The 21,608-nt window shown below is 55.1% G+C and carries 17 protein-coding genes, 1 tRNA gene and 1 riboswitch; of the genes, 4 read left to right on the top strand and 14 right to left on the bottom strand.

Annotation, left to right across the window (positions count from 1 at the left end):
- Nucleotides 1-59: 59 nt before the first annotated feature.
- From clpX to AL01_RS02455, 5 genes are all read right to left on the bottom strand, one after another.
- Nucleotides 60-1,322 (bottom strand): ATP-dependent Clp protease ATP-binding subunit ClpX, encoded by a 1,263-nt coding sequence (gene clpX / locus AL01_RS02435; RefSeq protein ID WP_077395661.1) that lies wholly within the window; start codon nt 1,320-1,322, stop codon nt 60-62.
- A gap of 68 nt (nt 1,323-1,390) precedes the next feature.
- Nucleotides 1,391-2,032 (bottom strand): ATP-dependent Clp protease proteolytic subunit, encoded by a 642-nt coding sequence (locus AL01_RS02440; protein ID WP_077395662.1) that lies wholly within the window; start codon nt 2,030-2,032, stop codon nt 1,391-1,393.
- A gap of 151 nt (nt 2,033-2,183) precedes the next feature.
- Nucleotides 2,184-3,512 (bottom strand): trigger factor, encoded by a 1,329-nt coding sequence (gene tig, locus AL01_RS02445; protein ID WP_077395663.1) that lies wholly within the window; start codon nt 3,510-3,512, stop codon nt 2,184-2,186.
- A 67-nt stretch (nt 3,513-3,579) separates the two neighbouring features.
- Nucleotides 3,580-3,664, bottom strand: a tRNA-Leu gene (locus AL01_RS02450).
- Nucleotides 3,665-3,786: 122 nt separating this feature from the next.
- Nucleotides 3,787-5,259: an NAD(P)H-hydrate dehydratase gene (locus AL01_RS02455; protein WP_193791525.1), complete on the bottom strand. Its 1,473-nt coding sequence runs from the start codon at nt 5,257-5,259 to the stop codon at nt 3,787-3,789.
- 62 nt (nt 5,260-5,321) lie between these two features.
- Between AL01_RS02455 and AL01_RS02460 the strand changes: the two genes are divergently transcribed.
- From AL01_RS02460 to AL01_RS02470, 3 genes are all read left to right on the top strand, one after another.
- Nucleotides 5,322-5,765 (top strand): hypothetical protein, encoded by a 444-nt coding sequence (locus AL01_RS02460; protein WP_077395664.1) that lies wholly within the window; start codon nt 5,322-5,324, stop codon nt 5,763-5,765.
- A 906-nt stretch (nt 5,766-6,671) separates the two neighbouring features.
- On the top strand, nt 6,672-8,273 hold the full coding sequence (locus tag AL01_RS09465) for a DEAD/DEAH box helicase (RefSeq protein WP_408735434.1): 1,602 nt from the start codon (nt 6,672-6,674) through the stop codon (nt 8,271-8,273).
- A complete protein-coding gene (locus AL01_RS02470; RefSeq protein WP_077395665.1) occupies nt 8,270-9,568 on the top strand; it encodes a class I SAM-dependent RNA methyltransferase in 1,299 nt (432 codons plus the stop codon). Before AL01_RS09465 ends, AL01_RS02470 begins: the two co-directional genes overlap by 4 nt.
- A gap of 39 nt (nt 9,569-9,607) precedes the next feature.
- On the opposite strand, the gene AL01_RS02475 is transcribed toward AL01_RS02470, so the two are convergent.
- The 8 genes from AL01_RS02475 to AL01_RS02510 all read right to left on the bottom strand — a co-directional run bounded on the left by AL01_RS02475 (nt 9,608) and on the right by AL01_RS02510 (nt 16,989).
- On the bottom strand, nt 9,608-9,964 hold the full coding sequence (locus tag AL01_RS02475) for a HesB/IscA family protein (RefSeq protein WP_077395666.1): 357 nt from the start codon (nt 9,962-9,964) through the stop codon (nt 9,608-9,610).
- 40 nt (nt 9,965-10,004) lie between these two features.
- Entirely contained in the window at nt 10,005-10,451 is a 447-nt protein-coding gene (locus AL01_RS02480) for a DUF59 domain-containing protein (protein ID WP_077395667.1), read from the bottom strand.
- Nucleotides 10,452-10,458: 7 nt separating this feature from the next.
- Nucleotides 10,459-11,670, bottom strand: a complete 1,212-nt coding sequence (locus tag AL01_RS02485; RefSeq protein ID WP_077395668.1) for an aminotransferase class V-fold PLP-dependent enzyme — start codon at nt 11,668-11,670, stop codon at nt 10,459-10,461.
- Complete coding sequence (gene sufD / locus AL01_RS02490; RefSeq protein WP_077395669.1) at nt 11,663-12,862, bottom strand: Fe-S cluster assembly protein SufD; 1,200 nt, start codon at nt 12,860-12,862, stop codon at nt 11,663-11,665. The genes AL01_RS02485 and sufD overlap by 8 nt, the downstream gene beginning before the upstream one ends.
- Complete coding sequence (sufC, locus tag AL01_RS02495) at nt 12,859-13,629, bottom strand: Fe-S cluster assembly ATPase SufC (RefSeq protein ID WP_077395670.1); 771 nt, start codon at nt 13,627-13,629, stop codon at nt 12,859-12,861. Before sufC ends, sufD begins: the two co-directional genes overlap by 4 nt.
- A 3-nt stretch (nt 13,630-13,632) precedes the next feature.
- Entirely contained in the window at nt 13,633-15,114 is a 1,482-nt protein-coding gene (gene sufB / locus AL01_RS02500) for a Fe-S cluster assembly protein SufB (RefSeq protein ID WP_077395671.1), read from the bottom strand.
- Entirely contained in the window at nt 15,089-15,583 is a 495-nt protein-coding gene (locus tag AL01_RS02505; RefSeq protein ID WP_077395672.1) for an SUF system Fe-S cluster assembly regulator, read from the bottom strand. Before AL01_RS02505 ends, sufB begins: the two co-directional genes overlap by 26 nt.
- Nucleotides 15,584-15,732: 149 nt before the next feature.
- Entirely contained in the window at nt 15,733-16,989 is a 1,257-nt protein-coding gene (locus AL01_RS02510) for a DUF445 domain-containing protein (RefSeq protein WP_077395673.1), read from the bottom strand.
- 220 nt (nt 16,990-17,209) lie between these two features.
- On the opposite strand from AL01_RS02510, the gene AL01_RS02515 reads away from it, so the two are divergent.
- Complete coding sequence (locus AL01_RS02515) at nt 17,210-20,002, top strand: phosphoenolpyruvate carboxylase (RefSeq protein WP_077395674.1); 2,793 nt, start codon at nt 17,210-17,212, stop codon at nt 20,000-20,002.
- Between the two features lie 69 nt (nt 20,003-20,071).
- Here the strand turns inward: AL01_RS02515 and AL01_RS02520 are convergent, their stop codons facing one another.
- Nucleotides 20,072-21,412, bottom strand: a complete 1,341-nt coding sequence (locus tag AL01_RS02520; RefSeq protein WP_077395675.1) for a voltage-gated chloride channel family protein — start codon at nt 21,410-21,412, stop codon at nt 20,072-20,074.
- Nucleotides 21,413-21,456: 44 nt separating this feature from the next.
- A riboswitch (Fluoride riboswitch) is annotated at nt 21,457-21,543 on the bottom strand.
- Between the last annotated feature and the right edge of the window lie 65 nt (nt 21,544-21,608).

The raw sequence follows: 21,608 nt of genomic DNA on the forward strand, positions 1-21,608 counted from the left end.
CAATACCCCGCCATAGCAAAGCACTGACAGAAATATGACTCTACCAGTACTTTTTTCTGTCAGTCCGCCATTTTCTTTTCATCATCCTGCTGACCGTAGACATATACCGGTTCAGCCTTGCCTTCTGCGACATCACGATTGACAACGACCTTCTCAACATTCTTTCTGCCGGGAAGGTCAAACATTGTTTCCATCAGAATCTTCTCCATGATGGAACGCAGACCACGAGCCCCTGTCTGACGCTCGATGGCACGGGCAGCAATCCCCTTGATGGCGTCTTCCTCAAACTCCAGCTCAACCCCTTCCATCTGGAAGAGACGCTGATACTGTTTGATTAAAGCATTTTTCGGCTCTGTCAGGATCTGGACCAGAGCGGCTTCGTCAAGATCATTCAATGTCGCAATGACGGGCAAACGACCAATGAACTCCGGAATCAGACCATATTTCATGAGGTCTTCCGGCTCGATATCTTTAAGAATATCTCCCAGCTTGCGGTCATCTTCGGAGCGCACATCAGCCCCAAAACCGATCCCGCTGCCCTTGCCCCGGGCACTGATAACCTTATCCAGCCCAGCGAACGCGCCACCACAGATGAAGAGCATGTTGGTTGTATCAACCTGGACAAACTCCTGCTGCGGATGCTTGCGCCCACCCTGCGGAGGAACGGACGCCACAGTCCCCTCCATCAGCTTCAGCAAAGCCTGCTGCACCCCCTCACCCGATACATCACGAGTGATAGACGGATTCTCCGCCTTACGAGAAATCTTATCGATCTCATCAATATAGACGATGCCACGCTGAGCGCGTTCGACATTATAATCACAGGCCTGAAGTAGCTTGAGAATGATATTCTCAACATCCTCACCCACATACCCGGCTTCTGTCAGCGTTGTGGCATCTGCCATCGTAAAGGGTACATCAAGAATACGGGCAAGCGTCTGGGCCAGAAGGGTCTTCCCTGTACCGGTCGGGCCGATCAGCATGATATTGGCCTTGCCGATTTCGACATCCCCGGCCTTCTCGGCCTGCTCCAGCCGCTTATAATGGTTATGCACAGCCACCGAGAGCACCTTCTTGGCTTCGCTCTGGCCAATGACATAATCATTAAGGATCTGGCAGATCTCACGTGGGGTCGGGACCCCTTCACCACTGGTTACAGGGCCTGCACTCCGCTCCTCACGAATGATATCCGTGCATAGCTCGACACATTCATTACAGATGAACACGGTCGGTCCGGCGATGAGTTTTTTCACCTCATGCTGGGACTTTCCACAGAATGAACAATAAAGCGTATTCTTGGAATCGCTATCTTTTCCGCTCATTACAGCTCCTCAAACCCGTATGGGAAACGGGTATGTTCAGACCCCTGAATACCCTGTGAATAATCAGATCAGGCCCTCTTCTTCTCCGCCGGGTGTCGTGTCACGACCTCATCGACCAGCCCGAATTCCTTGGCTTCCGTAGCGGAGAGATAACGGTCACGCTCCAGCGCTTCTTCAATTTCTTCCAGAGCACGCCCTGTATGCTCACGGTAGATCTCGTTCAGGCGGCGGCGGATCTGAAGGATTTCACGAGCCTGAATCTCAATATCCGAAGCCTGCCCCTGCGCCCCACCGGAGGGTTGATGAACCATTACACGGGCATTTGGCAGACAAAAACGCCGTCCCGCCTCACCAGCAGCCAACAGCAGCGACCCCATGGAAGCTGCCTGACCAATACAAACCGTACTGACCGGCGAGCGGATATACTGCATGGTGTCGTACATAGCCAGACCAGCCGACACAACACCGCCCGGGCTGTTGATGTAAAAGGAAATTTCCTTAGTCGGGCTAACGCTCTCAAGGTAGAGCAGCTGCGCACAAATCAACGAAGAGACCTGATCATAAACCGGGCCTGTCAGGAAAATGATACGCTCCTGCAGAAGCCGGGAATAGATATCGAAAGAGCGCTCACCCCTTGAGGTCTGCTCCACCACCATTGGAACAAGAGTATTATTGAACACGTCCAGAGGATTACGATCTTCAATGCCCATAGGTATTTTCCTTTACAACTCCCCCTAGCCTAGCACACACCCTGAGCCCCTGTCTCTGTGTGGAGTGGACTTATGTCAGAGGAATTTTCCTGCCAAGAGCAAAAAAAAGGGGCAGCGGCTGCTGCCCCCCTTCTTCCTTCAGGTTCGGCAATCAGTCGGCATCTGGCATGTCTGCCAGTTCCTCGGCTGTCACTTCCTTATCTGTCACTTCAGCCAGCTCGATCAGATAATCGACAACCTTGTTCTCAAGGATCGGGCCACGCAGGCTATCAATGGCCTGAGGGTTCTTCGTGAAGAACTCGAATACGGCCTGCTCCTGCCCAGGATAACGGCGTGCTTCCTGCTGCATAGCGGAAAGCAGCTCTTCCTGAGAAATCTGGATGTCCTGTTTACGGCCAATTTCAGCCAGCAGCAGACCCAGCTTCACCCGGCGCTCAGCAATCTTGCGATAATCGGCACGCAGGGTTTCTTCGTCCTTAGCAGCATCCTTCTCATCAAGGCCGCCATTCTTGCGCTCTGCCTCGATACGGCTCCAGATCTGGCCGAACTCAGCATCAACCATGCCCTGCGGAGCCTCGAAATCAACCTTCTCGGCCAGAACATCCAGCAGGTCCCGCTTGATACGCATACGGGAAAGCTGATTGTACTCTGATTCTGCCTGCTCGGTGATCAGCTTACGCATCTGCTCGACGCTCTCCAGCCCCAAGGACTTGGCGAACTCGTCATCAATAGCCGGGTTAACGGGCTTCTTGAGCGCATTGACCTTGATGTCGAAGGTCACTTCCTGGCCAGCCAGTTCCTTGGCCTGATAGTTCTCCGGGAAGGTCACTGTGATCGTGCGCTCTTCACCCGGCTTCATGCCTTCCATCTGCTCGGCAAACCCGGGGATGAAACCAGCACCGCCGATCTCAACATTGACATCATCTGCCGTACCGCCATCAAACGGCGTACCGTCTTTTTTACCAACGAAGTTTACGTTCAGGACATCGCCCTTGCCAGCCGGACGATCTTCTTCAATCGTTTCGAACTTGCGGTTACGCTCAGCGACTTCGTTAAGAGCTTTCTCGACAACCTCATCAGCCACCTTGGCGGTGTAGCGAGTCAGCTTCGTGCCAGACATGTCCGGTGTCGGAATTTCCGGCAGGACTTCCATTTCCAGCGTGAACTCAAGGTCCTTGCCGTCCGTACCAGCGGAAACCAAATCAACTTTCGGCTGCATAGCCGGACGGATGTCACGCTCTTCGAGCAGGGACTTCACACTCTCCTGCACCAGCTTCTCAGTTACTTCCGCCTGCACAGATTCACCGAAGCGCTGCTTAACGACAGAAGCCGGCACCTTACCCGGACGGAATCCCGGCAGCTTCACATCACGACCCACCTCAGCTAGACGGGCATCACAACGGCCCTGCAGGTCAGCAGCGGGGATAACTACGGTAAAGGACCGCTTCAGGCCCTCTGTGAGTGTGGGCGTAACCTGCATGAAACCGCTCTTCCTTCTCTATGATAAGGGGATCATCAACATCGTTCTATTCAGGAGGAGACTGCCTTGGTGCGGGCGGAGGGACTTGAACCCCCACAGCTTGCGCCACCAGAACCTAAATCTGGCGTGTCTACCAATTTCACCACGCCCGCATAATCCATACGGCCTGCTCTCCAGTATCTGTCCCTTCAGCTAAGTAGGCACAGACCCTTCACTGGTCTGCGGATTTAGCGCATGAAATCGGCATCGGCAAGGGCTTGTCTTTGCAAATATGTTATTTCTGCCAATATAATTTCTCTTCTTCCGCATAAGATGCCGCAGAACGGGCCACTCCCAGCTCTCCGAAAAGATCTTCTGGCACGATCCAGCCCCCTTTCTTTACAGCGGCACGCCGCCCTGCCTCGCCGTGAATCCACACTGCGGCGGCAGCAGCCTCCCATGCTGGCAATCCCGCCGCCAGAAAAGCACCGACAAGTCCACTCAGAACATCCCCAGCCCCCGCAACAGCAAGAGCGGGTGTAGCATGCACGTTGACCGCCACACGGCCATCTGGTGCAGCGATAAGCGTATCGGCTCCCTTAAGCACGACCACGGCCCCAAGCTGGTTGGATGCCCGCTGGACTGCTTCCAAACGATTTTCTTCACACGGCCCAAAAAGACGGGAAAACTCACCCATATGCGGCGTTATGACAGACACACCCCGCAACAACTCGGGATGTCCAGCGGCCCATGTCAACGCCCCTGCATCCGCCACAATCTTCCGATGAGCTCGCAGGAGAAGTGGCAATGTCCGCTCTACCTCCTCTTTTCCCAACCCCGGACCACAAACCCAGACATGCCGCCGCTCGTCCTTCAGTGCCTCTTCTAGGGGGAGCGTATCAACAATGGCCGCTGGGGATGCGAGTCGATACAACAGAGCGGATTCATCAGGTACCGTTAGCCGCACCAACCCAGCACCAACATGACGGGCTGCTTCAAACGCAAACAAGGCCGCACCATGCATCGCCGCACCACCACAGAGGCTCACAACACCCCGCTTATATTTGTGATCTTCTGCCTGCTGCACCGGCAGAGGCCACAGTGCCGGCCCATTTTCCCACAATGCCGAATCTGCCAGCCCCTCCATCACAGCGGAAGGAATGGCCAAATCAACACAAACCACATCACCACAAAGAGACCTACCCGGTTCCAACAGGTGGCCCGGCCGTTTACGGATTAAAGCAACCGTCATCAAACAGGGGGCAACCCGCCCCTTGCAGGCCCCCGTAGCACCATCTAGGCCCGATGGAACATCAATGGCGATAATTTGTCGTGCTGCCGCAAAAAACTGCTCAACCACTTCTGATAGGGGCCGATTCATCCCGGCTCCAAAAACAGCATCAATGACCAAATCAGCACGTTTGGCTTCTTCCGCCGTGAAAGCCACTACCGGCCCCTGCCAACGCTGCGCCATCATCTCGGCAAGAGTGCCACCCCCTGGCGGATGCAACACTGCTACGGAGACAGGCCAGCCACGCTCTGCCAGATAACGCGCCAACACATAGCCATCTCCCCCATTGTTGCCCGGGCCACAGGCCACCAGAACCCGACAAGGCCGGATATGCTGGCAGACGGTCCGTGCAGCCATCATGCCCGCTCTCTCCATGACCTGCGGCAGAATCGGAGCCATGGCACGGTCCATCAGCTTCGTATCATCGGGGGTCAGAAGAACCTGTGACAATGCTCTCTGAGATGGAAAGCAGGACATAACGGAATCTTCCCTCTATAAGATGTGACACCGATCATTCAGTTACACTTCATGGATTGACTATGACCAGTTCCATTCTCTGGGGGCTCATCCTTGCCCTTCATCTCCTCTGCATCACCTACTGGGTTGGTGGGACAGTTTTCTGCCTCCAGTCACGCCGCACTGTCCGCCTGCTAGAGGCACAACAGGCCAGCACGGTTATACTCCAGACCTATGGCCGCTTCCTCAAAGCACTTTGCCATGTAGTGCCTGTGGCTGTTCTGACCGGAATCGCCCTCATCATCCACGCAGGGGCCTATCTGCCATGGCCGTTCCATCTCATGGCGCTTTGTGGGGTGATCATGATCGTTATTTTCCTGAGCATGCTGTTCGGCCCGCTGCGGGCTGCACGCCGTGCCATCCGTCCGCAACCACAGCTCTTTACCTCCCTACACCGGCGGGCAACACTCATGGCTCTGGTAGGCATCATTGCCATCATCGCTGGGGCACTTGGTGGCGGAGCCTGATTTCCCGCCTCCTTACACTATGAACTGACGGCCTATATACCTTGCCAAAAATGGCATTTAACGATAACGGATATTAACGAACCGGGGAGGTTGGGCCCCTTCCTCCCCATTCAGCTTCCGTCTGCCCAACAGGGTACCGGGCAGCCTGATCCGTAACCGAGATATTCCGAGAGTCATTTGAGCAGTAAACCATCCTCTGGTCCGTCCAAGACCCGCAGCAGCACCAGCCGCGTGCGGAAAACGTCCTCTACCCGCACGAAGACACCCCGCACCGGGACAAAAACCGGGACAGAGCAGCCAGCGGACGATACTGTGCAAGATGACGCCGCCACTGCTACCCGTAAGACAACCACACGACGCCGCAGTACTACGGCTGGCACCAGAAAAAAAACTACGACTCCAGCAGAAATCACAACGGACGAAACGACAAACACTGTCGAAGCCGCAGATACTGCTGAAAAGCCGAAACGCACGACACGACGTCGCACCGTAAAATCTGCCCCAGAAGAGACGACCTCCCATGAAGAGGTGGACGCTTCTGCCCCAGCAGAAAAACCAGTCAAACGGACACGCCGTAAAAAGACTGTCACAGAAACTGAAGAAGAGGCGGTAAAGGACGACGCCACGCCGGCTGCCGAGCCTAAAAAGACCGCTCCTAAACGCAAACGTACAGCATCCACCCGTACGGCCCAGACAGCCGAAACGGAAACCTCAGATGCCAGCACAACCAAGGCGAAACCGGCCGCAGCAACACGGACACGTCGTAAAAAGACTGTGACGGAAGAGGCTGCTCCCAAGGTCAATGAGGCAGAAGGCCCCGAAGCCTCAGTAGAGACACCAAAGCCGGCTCGACGTCGCACAACGACTCGCCGTAAAAAAACAGTAGAAGAGCCAACCGAAGCTACAGTGGCGGCCCCCTCCTCCGCTGAAGCTGAAGAGGAACAAGTCGCTCCAGCCAAGCCGGTACGCCGTCGCCGCAAAACCGTGAAGAAGGCTGAGCCGGAAACGGTGGAAGCTCCCGTGCAGGAAACAGCCACTGATGAGCCTGAGAGCAATGAGACGGAAGAGCGTATCCGTTTCAGCGATCTTGGCCTTTCAGAGCCAATCCTCAAAGCTGTTACAGAAATGGGCTACACGCACCCCACGCCCATTCAGGCGCAGGCTGTTCCGGAGATTCTGGCAGGGCATGACGTGCTAGGCGTAGCGCAGACAGGAACTGGTAAAACAGCCTCCTTTACTCTGCCTATGCTCGAGAAACTTTCAAAGTCTCGTGCTCGGGCCCGGATGCCCCGGTCACTCATTCTTGAGCCGACCCGTGAGCTTGCCCTTCAGGTGGCCGAAAACTTCAAGCAGTATGGTGCTCATCTCCGCCTAACCCACGCCCTGCTGATCGGCGGTGGCAAGATGAACGAGCAGCGGGAATTGCTAAACCGTGGCGTTGATGTCCTCATCGCTACACCGGGCCGCCTGCTTGATATGTTCGAACGGGGCGGACTGTTGATGACACAAACCGATCTGCTCGTGATTGATGAAGCAGACCGTATGCTGGATATGGGCTTCATCCCAGATATTGAGCGTATCGTAGGTCTGTTGCCCAGACGCCGTCAGACACTTTTCTTCTCCGCTACAATGGCACCGGAAATTCGCCGTCTGGGCGATAACTTCCTGAACAGCCCGAAGGAAATCACCGTTGCCCGCCAGTCTTCTATTACCAGCACCATCACGGAAGGTCTGCTGGTTGTAGAGAAGAAAGACAAAAACCGGGCTCTCTGCGCTCTCCTGCGGCAAGATGGCGTGCGGAATGCCATCATCTTCTGTAACCGCAAGCGTGACGTGGATATGCTGGAACGCTATCTGACACGGCAAAAATTCTCAGTCGGACATCTGCACGGCGACCTGACGCAGGACCTGCGCTTTGAAACGCTGGAACGATTCCGCACTGGTGATATTCAGATTCTCGTCTGCTCCGATGTGGCGGCCCGTGGCATCGACATTGGCGGGCTTTCCCATGTCTTCAACTATGATCTTCCCTTTAATGCGGAAGATTATGTCCACCGCATCGGTCGTACAGGCCGTGCCGGTAAGGAAGGCAAAGCCTACAGTCTGGCCACACCGGATGAGCAGAAACTGCTTGAGGCAGTCGAGACCCTAACGGGCAAGACGATTAATCCGCTGACGATTAAAGGATTCCGGCAGCTTGAATGGCGTGGCGACGAAGACGCTCCTTCGGCCGCCGCCCCAACAGAAGCCAAAGATCGGCCGCAAGATAGCGGGAATAAGAAAACCGCCGATGCCAAGGCAGAGAACCGCCCGGCCCGCAAAAAGCAGCCAGAACGTGACCCGCTGCCCGAGGCTCGCAAGCATGACCATAAACAGCGCTCTGGCCGGGCTGAACTTCTGCCGCCTGTACCGGAAAAGAACGGTATTCAAGATGGCTTTGGCGAGAATGTCCCAGCCTTCATGAAGGTTAGCTTCCTGCCGGAACCTCGTGACCCGTCCGAATCATGATGGAAGGTTCTACGCAGGCTCATGCCACTGTCGAGCAGCTTGGCCGCTCGGGGGATGGGATGGTGCGCCACAATGGGCAGGTCTGGTACATTCCCGGCACATTACCGGGTGAGCAGCTGCATCTACGCTTTCATAATGGCCAGGTAGAGCTTCTGGAGCGGGAAAGTTCCTCTGCCGAACGGGTAACGCCCCCCTGCTCTCTCGCTGATCGCTGCGGAGGATGTGCCCTTCAGCATATGGATTCAACCACCCTACTGGACTGGAAGAAAGATCAAGTCGAGCGCACTCTTACGAAGAGCGGCTTTACTGATCTACCAGAACCCTCCCTGTATCAGACACCTCCCCATAGCCGTCAGCGGCTGGATGTGGCTTTACAGCGTGTACCGGGTGGGATGGTTCTAGGATTGCATCAGCGGGGCGGTGACCCGGTGGACATGACTGAATGTCCCCTTATCCGACCAGAGTTGCTAGCCCTTCTCCCTGCCCTCCGCCAATGTCTATCCTCTCTCGGTGCGCTAACAAGCTGTGGCAACCTTGCCATAAATCTACTGGAAAGCGGACCTGACCTAACTCTGGAAACATCGGCGCCTTTAAGCGGCTCCGACCGGGAAAAGTTGGCCGCTTTTGCACGGGAGCACCACATCCCCCGCATCACATGGCGTCCGGCTCCGGGAAAAATGATGGAAACAGCAGCTCAGTCTGGGCCGGTCTTTCATCATTTTGGTGGTGTGAAGGTCTCTCCACCACCTGCCAGTTTCCTTCAGGCTACCCAAGAAGGTGAACAGGCCATTCGAAACGCCGTTCTGGCTGGTCTTCCGCCGCTGAACCGAAAAGATCGAATCATCGAACTTTATGCCGGTTGTGGAACACTAACCTTCCCACTTGCACAGCATGGATTCGTGCTGGCCTATGAGGGCGAGAAAGCCGCTATTGAAGCCCTACGTACTGCCACGCATGGAAGTCGGGCTGAAGGTTTTGAGCGAGACCTCAACCGTCAGCCACTCCTCCCACCGGAACTGAATCAGGCTCGTGTTGTCGTTTTAGACCCGCCTTATGCTGGTTGCGGTAAACAGCTCGCCTCACTGCTGCGCTCCAAAGTGCAGGACATGGTATATGTAAGCTGTAATCCAGCGGCTCTTGAAAAAGAACTTCCTGCCATGAAAGAAGCCGGTTTTGCCGTTCTTGCATGGACCGTGATTGATCAATTCCTCTGGTCCACAGATGTGGAAACTGTGCTGGTTCTTTCCAGAGACCTCAAGCGCATCCGCAAGGCCGAAAAAAAGCGGAAGGGATAATCCCCCTTCCGCTTCATCGTTCCCGGATCAGCCCCACAATCAAACGTGGAAGCTCTCTCCACAGCCGCAACGGCCTTTTTCGTTGGGGTTGGTGAAGGTAAAGCCCGATTCCAGCTCCTTCACCTCATAATCCATAACCGTTCCAATCAGAAAAAGTGTTGCCTTGCTATCTACCAGTAGGGTCAGGCCATGATCTTCGATCCGCTCATCACCTTTCTGGATTTCCGGTACGAAGTTCATCTCATAAGACATGCCAGAACAACCACGCTTACCAACGCTGATACGCAGGAATTTGCCCTGCTCAGCTCCTTCATACAAGGCTTTCAAGCGGGCGGCGGCACGGTCTGTCATGGTCATCAGAGGTGGCAGACTGCGTTTTGGGGCAGTGTCTGTCATAGGGAGTACCCTCCTGATTTTCAGTTTCCAGCGTCTTCGATCAGAACATATTTAGGGCTAGACGGGCATTATCACTCATCCGGCTCATATCCCACGGTGGATCCCACACGACCTTGACGGTTACTTCCCGTACGGTCGGGACAGACAACACAGCATATCGCACCATCTGGGGTAACTCCTGCGCACTAGGGCAATTCGGAGCCGTAAGGGACATCTCGATATCCACACGCCCATCATCGTGCAGGTCGATAGCGTAGATCAGCCCCAGCTCGTAGAGATTGACCGGAATTTCCGGGTCAAAAACCGTCTCGATAGCGGCGATGACCTCATCCTGCTGCGGCGGGGCATCTACAGGCGGCGGGACAAGCTCTTCTTCTCCCTCGTAAGCCTGCTCCTTTGTCGGAACAGACGGCCCATCGGGAATGGTCTCGTCCACAGCGGGAGAAACCGCTTCATCTCTGGTCTTCAGGTCGTCTGCTTCTGTCATGACATCCTCACGCAAGTAAGGCACGCGCACGCTCAATGCCATGGGCCAGAGCGTCTATCTCGTCACGTGTCGTATAAATGGCAAAACTGGCCCGGGCAGTGGCCTGTACTCCAAGCTCGTGCATCAACGGTTCAGCACAATGCTGTCCTGCCCGAATGGCAATTCCCTGTTGATCCAGCAGCACGGCTAGATCATGGGGATGGACCCCCTCTACTTGCAGCGAGAAGACTCCTCCCCTCTCCACCGGGTTACCCATGATGCGCACCCCATCCGTCTTTTCAAGAACCGTCTGGGCATAAGCAATCAGGTCACGTTCATGTGCTTCAATTGCCTCAGCTCCCAAGCTTTCCACAAAACGGATAGCGGCCCCTAGACCCAATACTTCCAAAATAGCAGGCGTACCGGCCTCGAACTTATGCGGAGCCTCGGCCCATGTGGCTTTCTCGAAAGAGACGGAACGGATCATGTCCCCCCCTCCAAGGAAAGGCGGCATGTCTTCCAATAGAGGCAGCTTTCCCCACAGAATGCCAACCCCTGTTGGGCCATAAAGTTTGTGCCCGGTAAAGAGGAAGAAATCCGCTCCCAGAGCCTGCACATCCACCTTGCGATGGACAATAGACTGAGAGCCATCAACAATGATCTTCGCACCATACTGATGAGCGAGCTTTGCCAACGTCGTTACCGGCGTGATGGTCCCCAGCACATTGGACATATGCGTGACCGAAACCAGAGCAACGCAGCCATCACTCAGCAACTCTTCATATGCGGCAAGGTCGATATCGCCAGCCTCATTGATCGGTGCAACACGCAGCTCAATCCCCAGCCTGTCCCGCAGCATAAGCCACGGCACGATATTAGCATGGTGCTCCAGCGCAGAAATCAGCACGGCCTGCCCGGGTTTCAGCTGACTGCCCAGCGAATGGGCTAACAGATTGAAACCTTCCGTGCTGTTTTTGGTAAAGACGATCTCCCGCCGATCCGCCGCATTGAGGAACCGGGCCACATCGTCCCGCACGGCTTCATAAGCCTGCGTGGTCCGATCGCTCATGTCATACAGGCCACGATGAATATTAGCGTAACAATGCCGTGCCGCTTCACTCATGGCGTCGATGACGCACTCCGGCTTCTGGGCAGAGGCCGCACTGTCCAAAAAGACCAGCGGACGACCATGGGCCGTTTCGGAAAGAATGGGGAAGCGAGCACGTACATTATCAAACATGGCCGGGCAACGCCTTCAGCAGATAGTCACGCAGGCTCTCGTGCTCCACAAGTTCCACCGTTTCCAGCAGAAAGGCTTGAACCAGCATGTCACGGGCCTGCTCTTCCAACACACCACGGGAGCGGAGATAGAAAAGCTGGTCTTCATCTAGCGCACCAACAGTCGCCCCGTGGCTGCACTTGACGTCATCAGCGTAAATCTCAAGCTCCGGTTTGCTGTTCATCTGTGCTTTTTCAGACAGAAGAAGAGCCTGATTCATCTGGTAGCCATCAGTCTTCTGGGCGATCTGGTCCACCAGAATCTTACCCTGAAACACGCCCTGCCCGTTCTCGGACAAGACTGTCCGCACTGTCTGACGGGATGTGCAATCTGGCGAAGCATGATGAATCATGGAAGACAGATCATTCAGCCGGCTACCATCAACAAGCTGAATGGCATTGACGTTCGTGTTGCTAAACGGCCCAGAAAGCTGGCTAACCACTTCTTGACGAGCCAACGCACCACCCTGATTGAGCGTGAAGCTGTCGTAATTGCTCCGCTCACCAATGCGAGCACTGATGATCCCCAGTCGAGCCGCCTCACGGCTTTCTGCCTGATGCGTAATATGGCTGAAATGAGCCTTATCTGCACAATGGACATCCATCTGAGGATTGGTCAGATACTGGCCCTCACCAAGCTGAATATCCAGCAAGCTCAGCCGTGCATCTTCCTCCAAGGTGATGCTGTGATGCAGGTGGGTCGAAACACCGTCTCCCTCTGTCAGGCTGATCATAACGATCAGGCCAGCATCCGTCTTGGCAGGCACATGTAGCCGCGCCCCCGGCTGCCGCAGAGCTGCATTCAAACCAGCGGAAAAACGCCCCGCCAGCAACGCTGGCACAGCAGCACCATCGCCATATTCCTGCACATCCATGCAGGCTGGCAGATGGGACAGGCTCTTGCAAAACCGCCCGTTGGCAAAGACCAACAAGCCGTCATGAGCTGGCAAATTCAGCGCATCGACACGCTGTTTTACAGCGGCTTCGTTAAGGGCTGGAGCGGCCTGCCAAGCGACCCCGTTCAGCGACTGAAGCGGCGTGTAATGCCATGCTTCTACCCGCCTTGTCGGCAGCCCTTCCGTCCCCAGCAGGGCTGCACGCTCCCCAGCACGACCCGTTAGGGCCTGCCAGGCTGCTGCATTGTTCTCACTCACGCTGCTGCCTCAAGAAACTGTTTGTAGCCCTGTTTTTCCAGCAGGGTGGCCACTTCCGGCCCACCACTATGGATGATGCGCCCATGCGCCATAACATGCACACGATCCGGCACGATATAATCCAGAAGACGCTGATGATGAGTGATCACCAGAGAGGAGAAATCCGGTCCACGCAGGGAATTAACGCCGTCAGCCACAATACGCAGGGCATCAATATCCAACCCGCTATCTGTCTCATCGAGAATAGCTAGTGAGGGCTTGAGTAAACGCATCTGCAGCACTTCGTTGCGCTTCTTCTCACCACCGGAGAAGCCGACATTCACAGCACGCTTGAGCATCTCGCCGGACATGGAAAGACGGCTCGTTTCCTCCCGTGCCAGTTTGAGGAAGGACACGGCATCCAGCTCTTCCTCACCACGAGCCTTACGCACAGCATTTACGGCTGTCCGCAGGAAGTTGGCATTATTAACACCCGGCAGCTCCACAGGGGATTGGAAAGCAAGGAACACGCCCAGCGCAGCACGTTCTTCCGGCTCTAACTCCAACAGGTCTTGCCCCTTGAAATGAGCGGAACCACCCGTCACCTCGTAATCCTCACGCCCTGCCAGAACGTAAGACAACGTGGACTTGCCGGAGCCATTCGGCCCCATAATAGCGTGAACCTCTCCCTTAGGGATTGTCAGGTCCAGACCCTTCAGAATTTCCTTGGGGGTTCCGTCAGCATCGATCTGGGCCTTCAGCCCTTCAATCTTCAGAAAATCACTCATAGCTTAACCCACGCTCCCTTCCAGACTGATCTGAAGCAGCTTCTGTGCTTCCACAGCAAATTCCATCGGGAGTTCCTTGAGAACCTCCCGGCAGAAACCGTTCACGATCAGGCCAACGGCTTCCTCTTCTGAAAAACCACGGGACCGGCAATAGAAAAGCTGGTCCTCGGAAATTTTAGATGTTGTCGCCTCATGCTCGATGCGTGCGCTCATGTTGCGGCTCTCAATATAAGGGACCGTATGGGCTCCGCACTGATCACCAATCAACAGACTGTCACACTGCGTGAAGTTACGTCCATTGCGAGCCTTGGGCTGCATACGAACAAGCCCTCGGTAGGTACTATCCGACTTCCCAGCGGAAATGGTCTTGGCCACAATGGTGGAGCGTGTATCCGGGGCAAGATGGATCATCTTCGTACCCGTGTCAGCCTGCTGATGCCCGTTCGTCACAGCGACAGAGTAGAACTCACCGACCGAACCCTTCCCTGCCAGAATGCAGGACGGATACTTCCATGTAATGGCCGAGCCGGTTTCAACCTGTGTCCATGAAATACGGGCACGGTCACCTTTGCAAATGCCCCGCTTGGTCACAAAGTTATAAATGCCGCCCTTACCGTTCTCATCACCCGGGTACCAGTTCTGCACCGTGGAATATTTGATAAAGGCATCTTCCATCGCCACCAACTCGACAACAGCAGCATGGAGCTGGTTCTCATCACGCTGGGGAGCTGTGCAGCCTTCCAGATAGGACACAGTAGCCTGATCTTCAGCAATGATCAGCGTCCGCTCAAACTGCCCCGTATTACGGGCGTTAATACGGAAGTAGGTGGAAAGCTCCATCGGACAGCGCACCCCTTTGGGTACATACACAAAGGAACCATCCGTAAAGACGGCTGAGTTCAAAGCCGAGAAGAAATTGTCTGCCACCGGTACGACCGTACCCAGATATTTCTTCACCAGTTCTGGATGTTCGATAATAGCTTCAGAAATCGGGCAGAAAATCACACCCGCTTCGGCCAGCGTCTTACGGAAAGTTGTCGCCACAGAGACACTATCAAACACCGCATCCACGGCAACGGGTGTCTTTTGTCCTGCTCCTTCGACACCGGCCAACATCTCCTGCTCATGCAGGGGGATGCCGAGCTTCTCGTAAGTTTTCAGAAGTTCAGGGTCAACTTCATCAAGGCTCTTGGGGCCAGCCTTTTTCTTGGGCTGAGCGAAATAGTGAGCATCCTGATAATCAATCGGCGGATGCTTGATCTTCGCCCAATTCGGCTCGCTCATTTCCTGCCATGCACGGAAGGCCTTCAGCCGCCATTCCAGCATCCATTGCGGCTCTTTCTTGCGGGCGGAAATCAGCCGGACAATGTCCTCGTTCAACCCTTTCGGGGCGAGGTCCATCTCCACATTTGTCTCAAAGCCCCATTCATAATTGGACTTGGCCAGTTTCTCGACGGCTTCACGGGTTTCCGACACAGCCGGCATGGCATCCTCCCTGTTCCTCAGGCCTATGCATTGTCGCTTCCGCCGGTGTGGCAGAGGACGGATCGAATTTCAGCTCTGGGTTGGCCATATCAGCCAGAGTAATGGTCTCTAGCACCTGCCGGACCGCCCCATTCACCATATCCCACTGCCCGGACAGCCCACAGGTCTCTCCGTGGGCACATTCCTTACCATCACAGCAGGCCGTCACACAGATGGGCCCATCCACCACGCTGATGACCCGCGCCACGGAAATGTCCTTCAACTCTTCCGCCAGTCGGTATCCCCCCCGTGCACCACGATAAGAGACAACCAACCCACCGGCGGCCAGTCCTTTTAGCAGTTTGGCAACTGTGGGCTCGGGTACGCCGGTCTCCTGCGCTAGAGAGGCAGCCGTGGCTAGGCCACCACGCACGCCAAGACGCACAAGAACAACAGTCGCATAATCAGCCAGTTTGGACAGTCTCAGCACAATGAAAAACCTACAGCCTACATCAATGATTCTCTATTTAAGACCTAACAGGTCCCCATTCAAGGAAGTGACCCATATTTTCCTGATGGTCAAGCTTTATGTATGGTTGTAGCAGGCTGGTTTTTTAATTTTATATTAAAAAATACCACTCACGGCACAAAATAAGCAAGCAAGCCTTCCAGTACAGCACCTATCGCAAAACCAACCACAGTGCCATTAACCCGAATATAGGCTAGGTCTTTCCCAATGCCAGCCTCCAACCGGGATGACAGACTTTCTGCATCCCAACGCCCAACGACACGGGCAATCATTCCCGCTACATTATGTTGCATCTGTGGTAGGGCCTGAATAACTGCCTGACGCAGTGCCTGATCTAACTGAGCAGCTAGCTCCGTCTGCTGCGAAAGCATATTAATCAGCTGCTGATAGGCTGTTGTCAGTGCCTGCATACTCAGCCCATCATCCTTCTGGCTGTCCTCCTCCACCATAAGGCAGAGCCGCCGCCATAGGCCCCCGCCCCACTCCTTCACGCTATCGTGTGCAAAAAAGGTGGCGATGCCATCCATAAGCTGATGAGCGGTCTGCGGGTCTTCATCTAGGGTCTGGATTTTCCTTCTCACCCAGCGTGTAAAACCATGCCGAATTTCGGAATCCATCGGGTCCACACGGCTTAGCTCGGCCTTCAATGCGGTCAACACCTGCGTGGCTACTGACGTGCCAATGGCCCAACCAATCAGACGCCCGCCCTGCTCCCGCACACGCTTCTCCACAAAGCGGTGCATGTCATCTTCTTTCTGGCTAACCAATTCTTTGAATTGTGCTAGGAAAAATGAAAAAACCTCTTGGTGAATCTCCCCATTCACCATAGCCCGCAAACCACGAATGACGAGAGCTGTCACATCATCTCTTTTCATCAAGGTCGGGAAGAGAGTAACCAGAAAAGAGCTACCCCGCCCATCGCCGACACGCTCCAGCACTGCTGGGGCCAGTCCTCGCAGATGCTCCAGCACCCGCCGCTCTACCTCCTCCTTCTTCAGAAAATTTGCTAGAACGGCTGGCGCATCGACCCGCTCCAGCAGGCGCAGTATTTCCTCTTCAGTCAGAAAATGTTCCACCATGAAACGCCCAAGCGCTTCTCCCAGCTGGGCTTTGCGCTGTGGCAAGATAGCCGTATGCGGAATGGGTAGCCCTAGCGGATGCCGGAACAGGGCCGTAACGGCGAACCAATCGGCCATGCCGCCCACTACGCCCGCCTGACTTCCAGCTTGTATCATTTCAAGCCACAGTGAGGGGCCAAACAGTTTCTGCCAGACACTCAGTCGGCTGACGACAGCCAGCACAGACGTGCCCACCAACAGCAGACCGGCCCAGAGAGAAACCTTATTTTTCCGCACCGGGACGGACATGGCGACAGACTGACCTCATCATACACGCAAGTAAGGAGCGGGCTGTAGCTCCCGCAAGCATCCATCCTGCGAAAAAAATCCAGCAGAACAGACCTGAATCACTTAGTTAACAACACTTGGCTCATTAGCATAATTAAGCCTATACAGGAACGACCGTGCCGGTAATGATGCTACACTCTTCCCGGCTGATATGAGATCAAAACAAGCGAGACTGTTCCCCATGCCTGATTGCGCCTCCCAGACTGACGCATCGCCTGCTGAACTGATTGAATCCTGTGCCACAGTGCTGAAACGCACGCCACATGACCTTTCCAGCCTGATTATTTCTATTGCGGAAAAAACAGGAGCGGAAAAAGGCCTGGAAACAATCGGACAGGCTATACGTCTGTTACGGGATCGCAATTTCATGACCCGGGCCGATGCTCTACGCCGTTATGTTGGGCTGGAGCATGAAGGCACCATTTGCCCACCAGAACCTCGCCTGCGCAAGGTGGCCGAACAGCTAGTCGCACAGGCCCGGACACCGGAAGACCTCTCCGTGACCGGTTTTGCCGCCGTCTTCACGGCTCATCCGACCTTTGCCCTCGCCAATGATGTCTACGAGCTTCTCGCCCGCCGGGCAGAAGACCCAGCTTGCCCGGTGCCTTCCCTACCGACACATCGCCGCGCTACACCGCCAACACTGGATGAAGAGCAAGCACTAGCCCTTGCCGCTATCACTCGTGGGCGTGATGCGCTGGACAAACTCTCAGCTGAAATCCTTCAGGCCGCACAGCGCCGCTGGCCTGATTCTAAAGAACTGACCCCAGCCCCTGTCCGACTGGCCAGCTGGGTAGGTTTTGATACGGATGGCCGCAATGACATCGGCTGGTGGGATACAATCCGCATCCGTCTGGGTCTCAAGATCGCCCAGCTGGAGCGTCTGCTCGAAGGACTGGAGCGGATTGGCCTAAAAGACTCTACCCTTGGCAAACGGGTTATCTCTGCTCTGCAGGCCACACAGCAGCAGCGGGAGGCCTGCCCCCGTTCCATCCCCGGCCAGACTATGAAGCCGGAAGATATTGCCCGTTTTTCCCATACTCTGATTGACCTGCGGGAAACGGCTCTCCTCAACGCTAAAGAGCTACTTCCCCTCTTCGAGGCAGAAGCTGCCGGTCTGGATGATGCAACAGCTCGTCAGCTGGATGTCATCCGCACGGGCTTCCTCAACCATGGGCTGGGACTGTCTCACATCCACACCCGTCTCAATGCGGCGCAGATTTACAACGTGGCCCGTACAAGGCTCGGCCTGACGGATGACCCGACATTGCCTTTCCATCGTCGGGCTCTGCTCTCTCACATTGATGCCGCCATGGACGATCTGAAGCCGCTGACCATCGACTTCGGCGCTCTGCTGGTAGAACCTAGTGCAGCATCACGCCTGATGATGACCATGGCGCAGATCCTCAAACACGTTGATTCTGGGTCTCCCATCCGCTTCCTGATCGCCGAGACGGAAAGTGGCTATACGCTGCTTGCCACACTATGGCTGGCCCGCCTCTTCGGCATCCGTGATGATCAAATTGAAATTTCCCCGCTTTTCGAGACAGAGAGCGCTCTGGAAAACGGCGCAGAAATTCTGGAAGAAGCCTTCCGCTCTCCACACTGGCGGGCCTATCTCCGGGCTAATGGGCGTCTCTCCCTCCAATTCGGTTATTCAGATTCCGGGCGTTATGTCGGGCAGCTCGCAGCTGGTCCCATGGTCGAACGCCTCCGCCTACGCACTCTGGAACTAATGAAAGAACATGGGCTGGACGATATCGCCCTGACCATGTTCGACACTCATGGCGAAAGCATTGGCCGTGGCGCTCATCCTTTCAGCCTAAAAGAGCGTTTGGAATATTTCTCCCCAGCCAACACACGGCAGGCTCTGCGCAAAGCAGGGATTACAAGCCGGGTCGAAGCGGCTTTTCAGGGGGGAGATGGCTATCTCTCCTTCGGAACGGAGAACCTTGCCGCCTCCACCATTGCAACACTGGCTGAATTCGTTGCGGCACAGGGGGAACCCATTGCTGCAGAGGCACTGAATGATCCTCTCTTCAGCAAGCCCGATTTTGCTATGGATTTCTTCTCCACCATCGCCCTGAAGATGGGGGATCTGGTTGATGACCCTGGCTACACTGCCCTGCTTAGTGCCTTTGGCCCTGCATTGGTGGACAAAACCGGCTCCCGCCCTTCTGCACGTCAATCCGACACGGCACGGGTGACACGCATCACTCATCCGAGCCAGATCCGTGCTATTCCCAATAATGCCATTCTCCAGCAGCTTGGCTGGTGGGCCAATGTTTTGCACGGCCTTGGCGGAGCTGCCCGCCGTCATACGGAACAGTTCGAGCAGCTGCGTCACAGCTCTCCCCGTTTCCGTCAGCTCATGGATTTTGCGTCTCAGGCTCTGAAACATTCAGACCTTGATGTTCTACGGGCCACTATTCATCAACTGGACCCCGGCACATGGCTGAACCGTGCAGCTGACTGCGATAATGCTGATGATCGAGTGCATTTCCTCAGCATTGCCCGTGATCTGGAAGAGCTAGAGTTTTGGAAGAGCGTTCCGGCTCTCTTCCGCCGCATCCAGCGGGAGGACATCTCCCTACGTTCCGTATGGCCGGAAGCCCCCCGCATGGATGTGGACGAGAAGCTGCTGCACGTCATCCGCTTTGCCTTGATGGACCGTATTTGGACACTGGGGACACACATCCCCTATTTCGGCCCCCGTGGCACACTGACCCGGGAAGCTATCACAACCCTTATCCTCTGCCTTGATGTCCCACGGGCATTGCGCCTACTGGATGACCTCTTCCCCATCACAGCCCCCAGCATTGCCGACCTCGATTTCGGCGAACCTGGCGGTGCTGGTGTGGCACAGGGCTTTGCCCGTGAGCATCGGGAAATCTTCCAGCCGCTACGGGAAGCGTTCGACCTACTCCGTGAGGTCGGTGTCGCTATCATGCACGCCAATCACTGCTTCGGCTGATGACGCCCTCTTAACAGAGACACTATAGAAAGGGCCTCTTTCCTTCCCGGGAAGAGGCCCTTTTTCAATTCAAAGCTGATCTTCTTCTTTCCAGACACCTTCTCTTGTGCGACGCAAAGCTATATCTGGCACAAAATCAGGCCGCCATATTTTAGGTACCCCTACCTTCTGGGACAAATAAATTCCCGTATGGCCAGAACAGAGATAGGCAACAAAACAACCTGTGGCGTAATAAACGATATTTGTCCCGCCAAAAAGTTCTACTCCCATGATCGTACAGGCCAGAGGGGTATTCACGGCACCACCAAAAACAGCCACCATACCCACAGCCGCCAGAAGATCAGTAGGAACACCCAACACTGGCGCAAGGGCATTCCCCAAGCCAGCTCCCACAAAGAATAGAGGCGTCACCTCTCCTCCCTTATAGCCTGTAGCGAGAGCAATGACGGTAAAAACTAACTTCAGCAACCAGCTCCAATCATAATGGGCTGTACTGAAGAAATTGATGATTGAGGCCCCCCCGGCCTCTGGAGCCACAACACCAAGCCCTAGATAATCCCTTGTACCCAAAAGCCAGACCAGCAGAATGGTTGCGATGCCGCCGATGGCAGGTTGTAACCACGGTGTCGGACAAATTTTCTTAATAACCGGACCAAGCCGATAAACACCTTCTGCAAAAGCACGGCTAGCAAAGCCGAACATCACGGCAGCAACGGCTACTTTTGCCCACAATATAGCATCAACATGGAAAGGTATCTGCCCCGGTGAGGCCAGCCCCTTGAAAGTAACTGGATAAACAGCGTGGTGGATACCCCACTGATGACATGTCCAATCGGCAATGATAGATGCGACCGCCACAGGCAATAGTGCCGAGTAATCCAGCGCACCAAGGGTCAGAACCTCCAACCCAAAAACAGCTCCTGTGATGGGCGTGCCATACACAGCCCCTAGACCGGACGCTACACCAGCTGTCAGCAAGATACTCGTGTTGCGCTTATCCAATTGGAAGAATTTGGCAAAACTACTGGCAAGGCTCCCGCCTATCTGCACGGCCGTCCCTTCACGCCCAACAGAAGCGCCAAAAAGATGACTGATTACCGTACCAATAAAAACAAACGGTGCCATACGCAGCGGCACGCCCTCTGATGGATTATGAATCTCATCAAGGATGAGATTATTACCACCACCCGCACGGCCGCCCCACCAATAATAGGCCAAAGCCACGGCCACACCGGCAAAGGGCAGACCATACAAAATAGCCGGATGAACAAAACGGTAGTGCGTTACCCACTCCAGCATCCAGAGAAAGAGAGCACAGGAACTCCCTACAACCAGGGCCAATGGCACCAGCAGCCCCAACCAGCGGAGCAGATTCAACGCAAACGGCATCACATCTTTTGATGACAACATCAGAGACTCCCTCACCATCCCCTCATACAGTCTTATGAGAGGTCTTATTGGCAGGAATCATCAGCCTTTCCCGACTCCTCGGGTGGCGGTTTGGCCCAATGGCCCGGTGGTAATCCATCACCGTATATTCGTGTAAATAACACCACCATAAGATGATTTGTCAAGCGGGGATGGGACAAAAGAAAACCCTCCGCCA

The organism is Bombella intestini, from assembly GCF_002003665.1.
Lineage (GTDB): Bacteria > Pseudomonadota > Alphaproteobacteria > Acetobacterales > Acetobacteraceae > Bombella > Bombella intestini.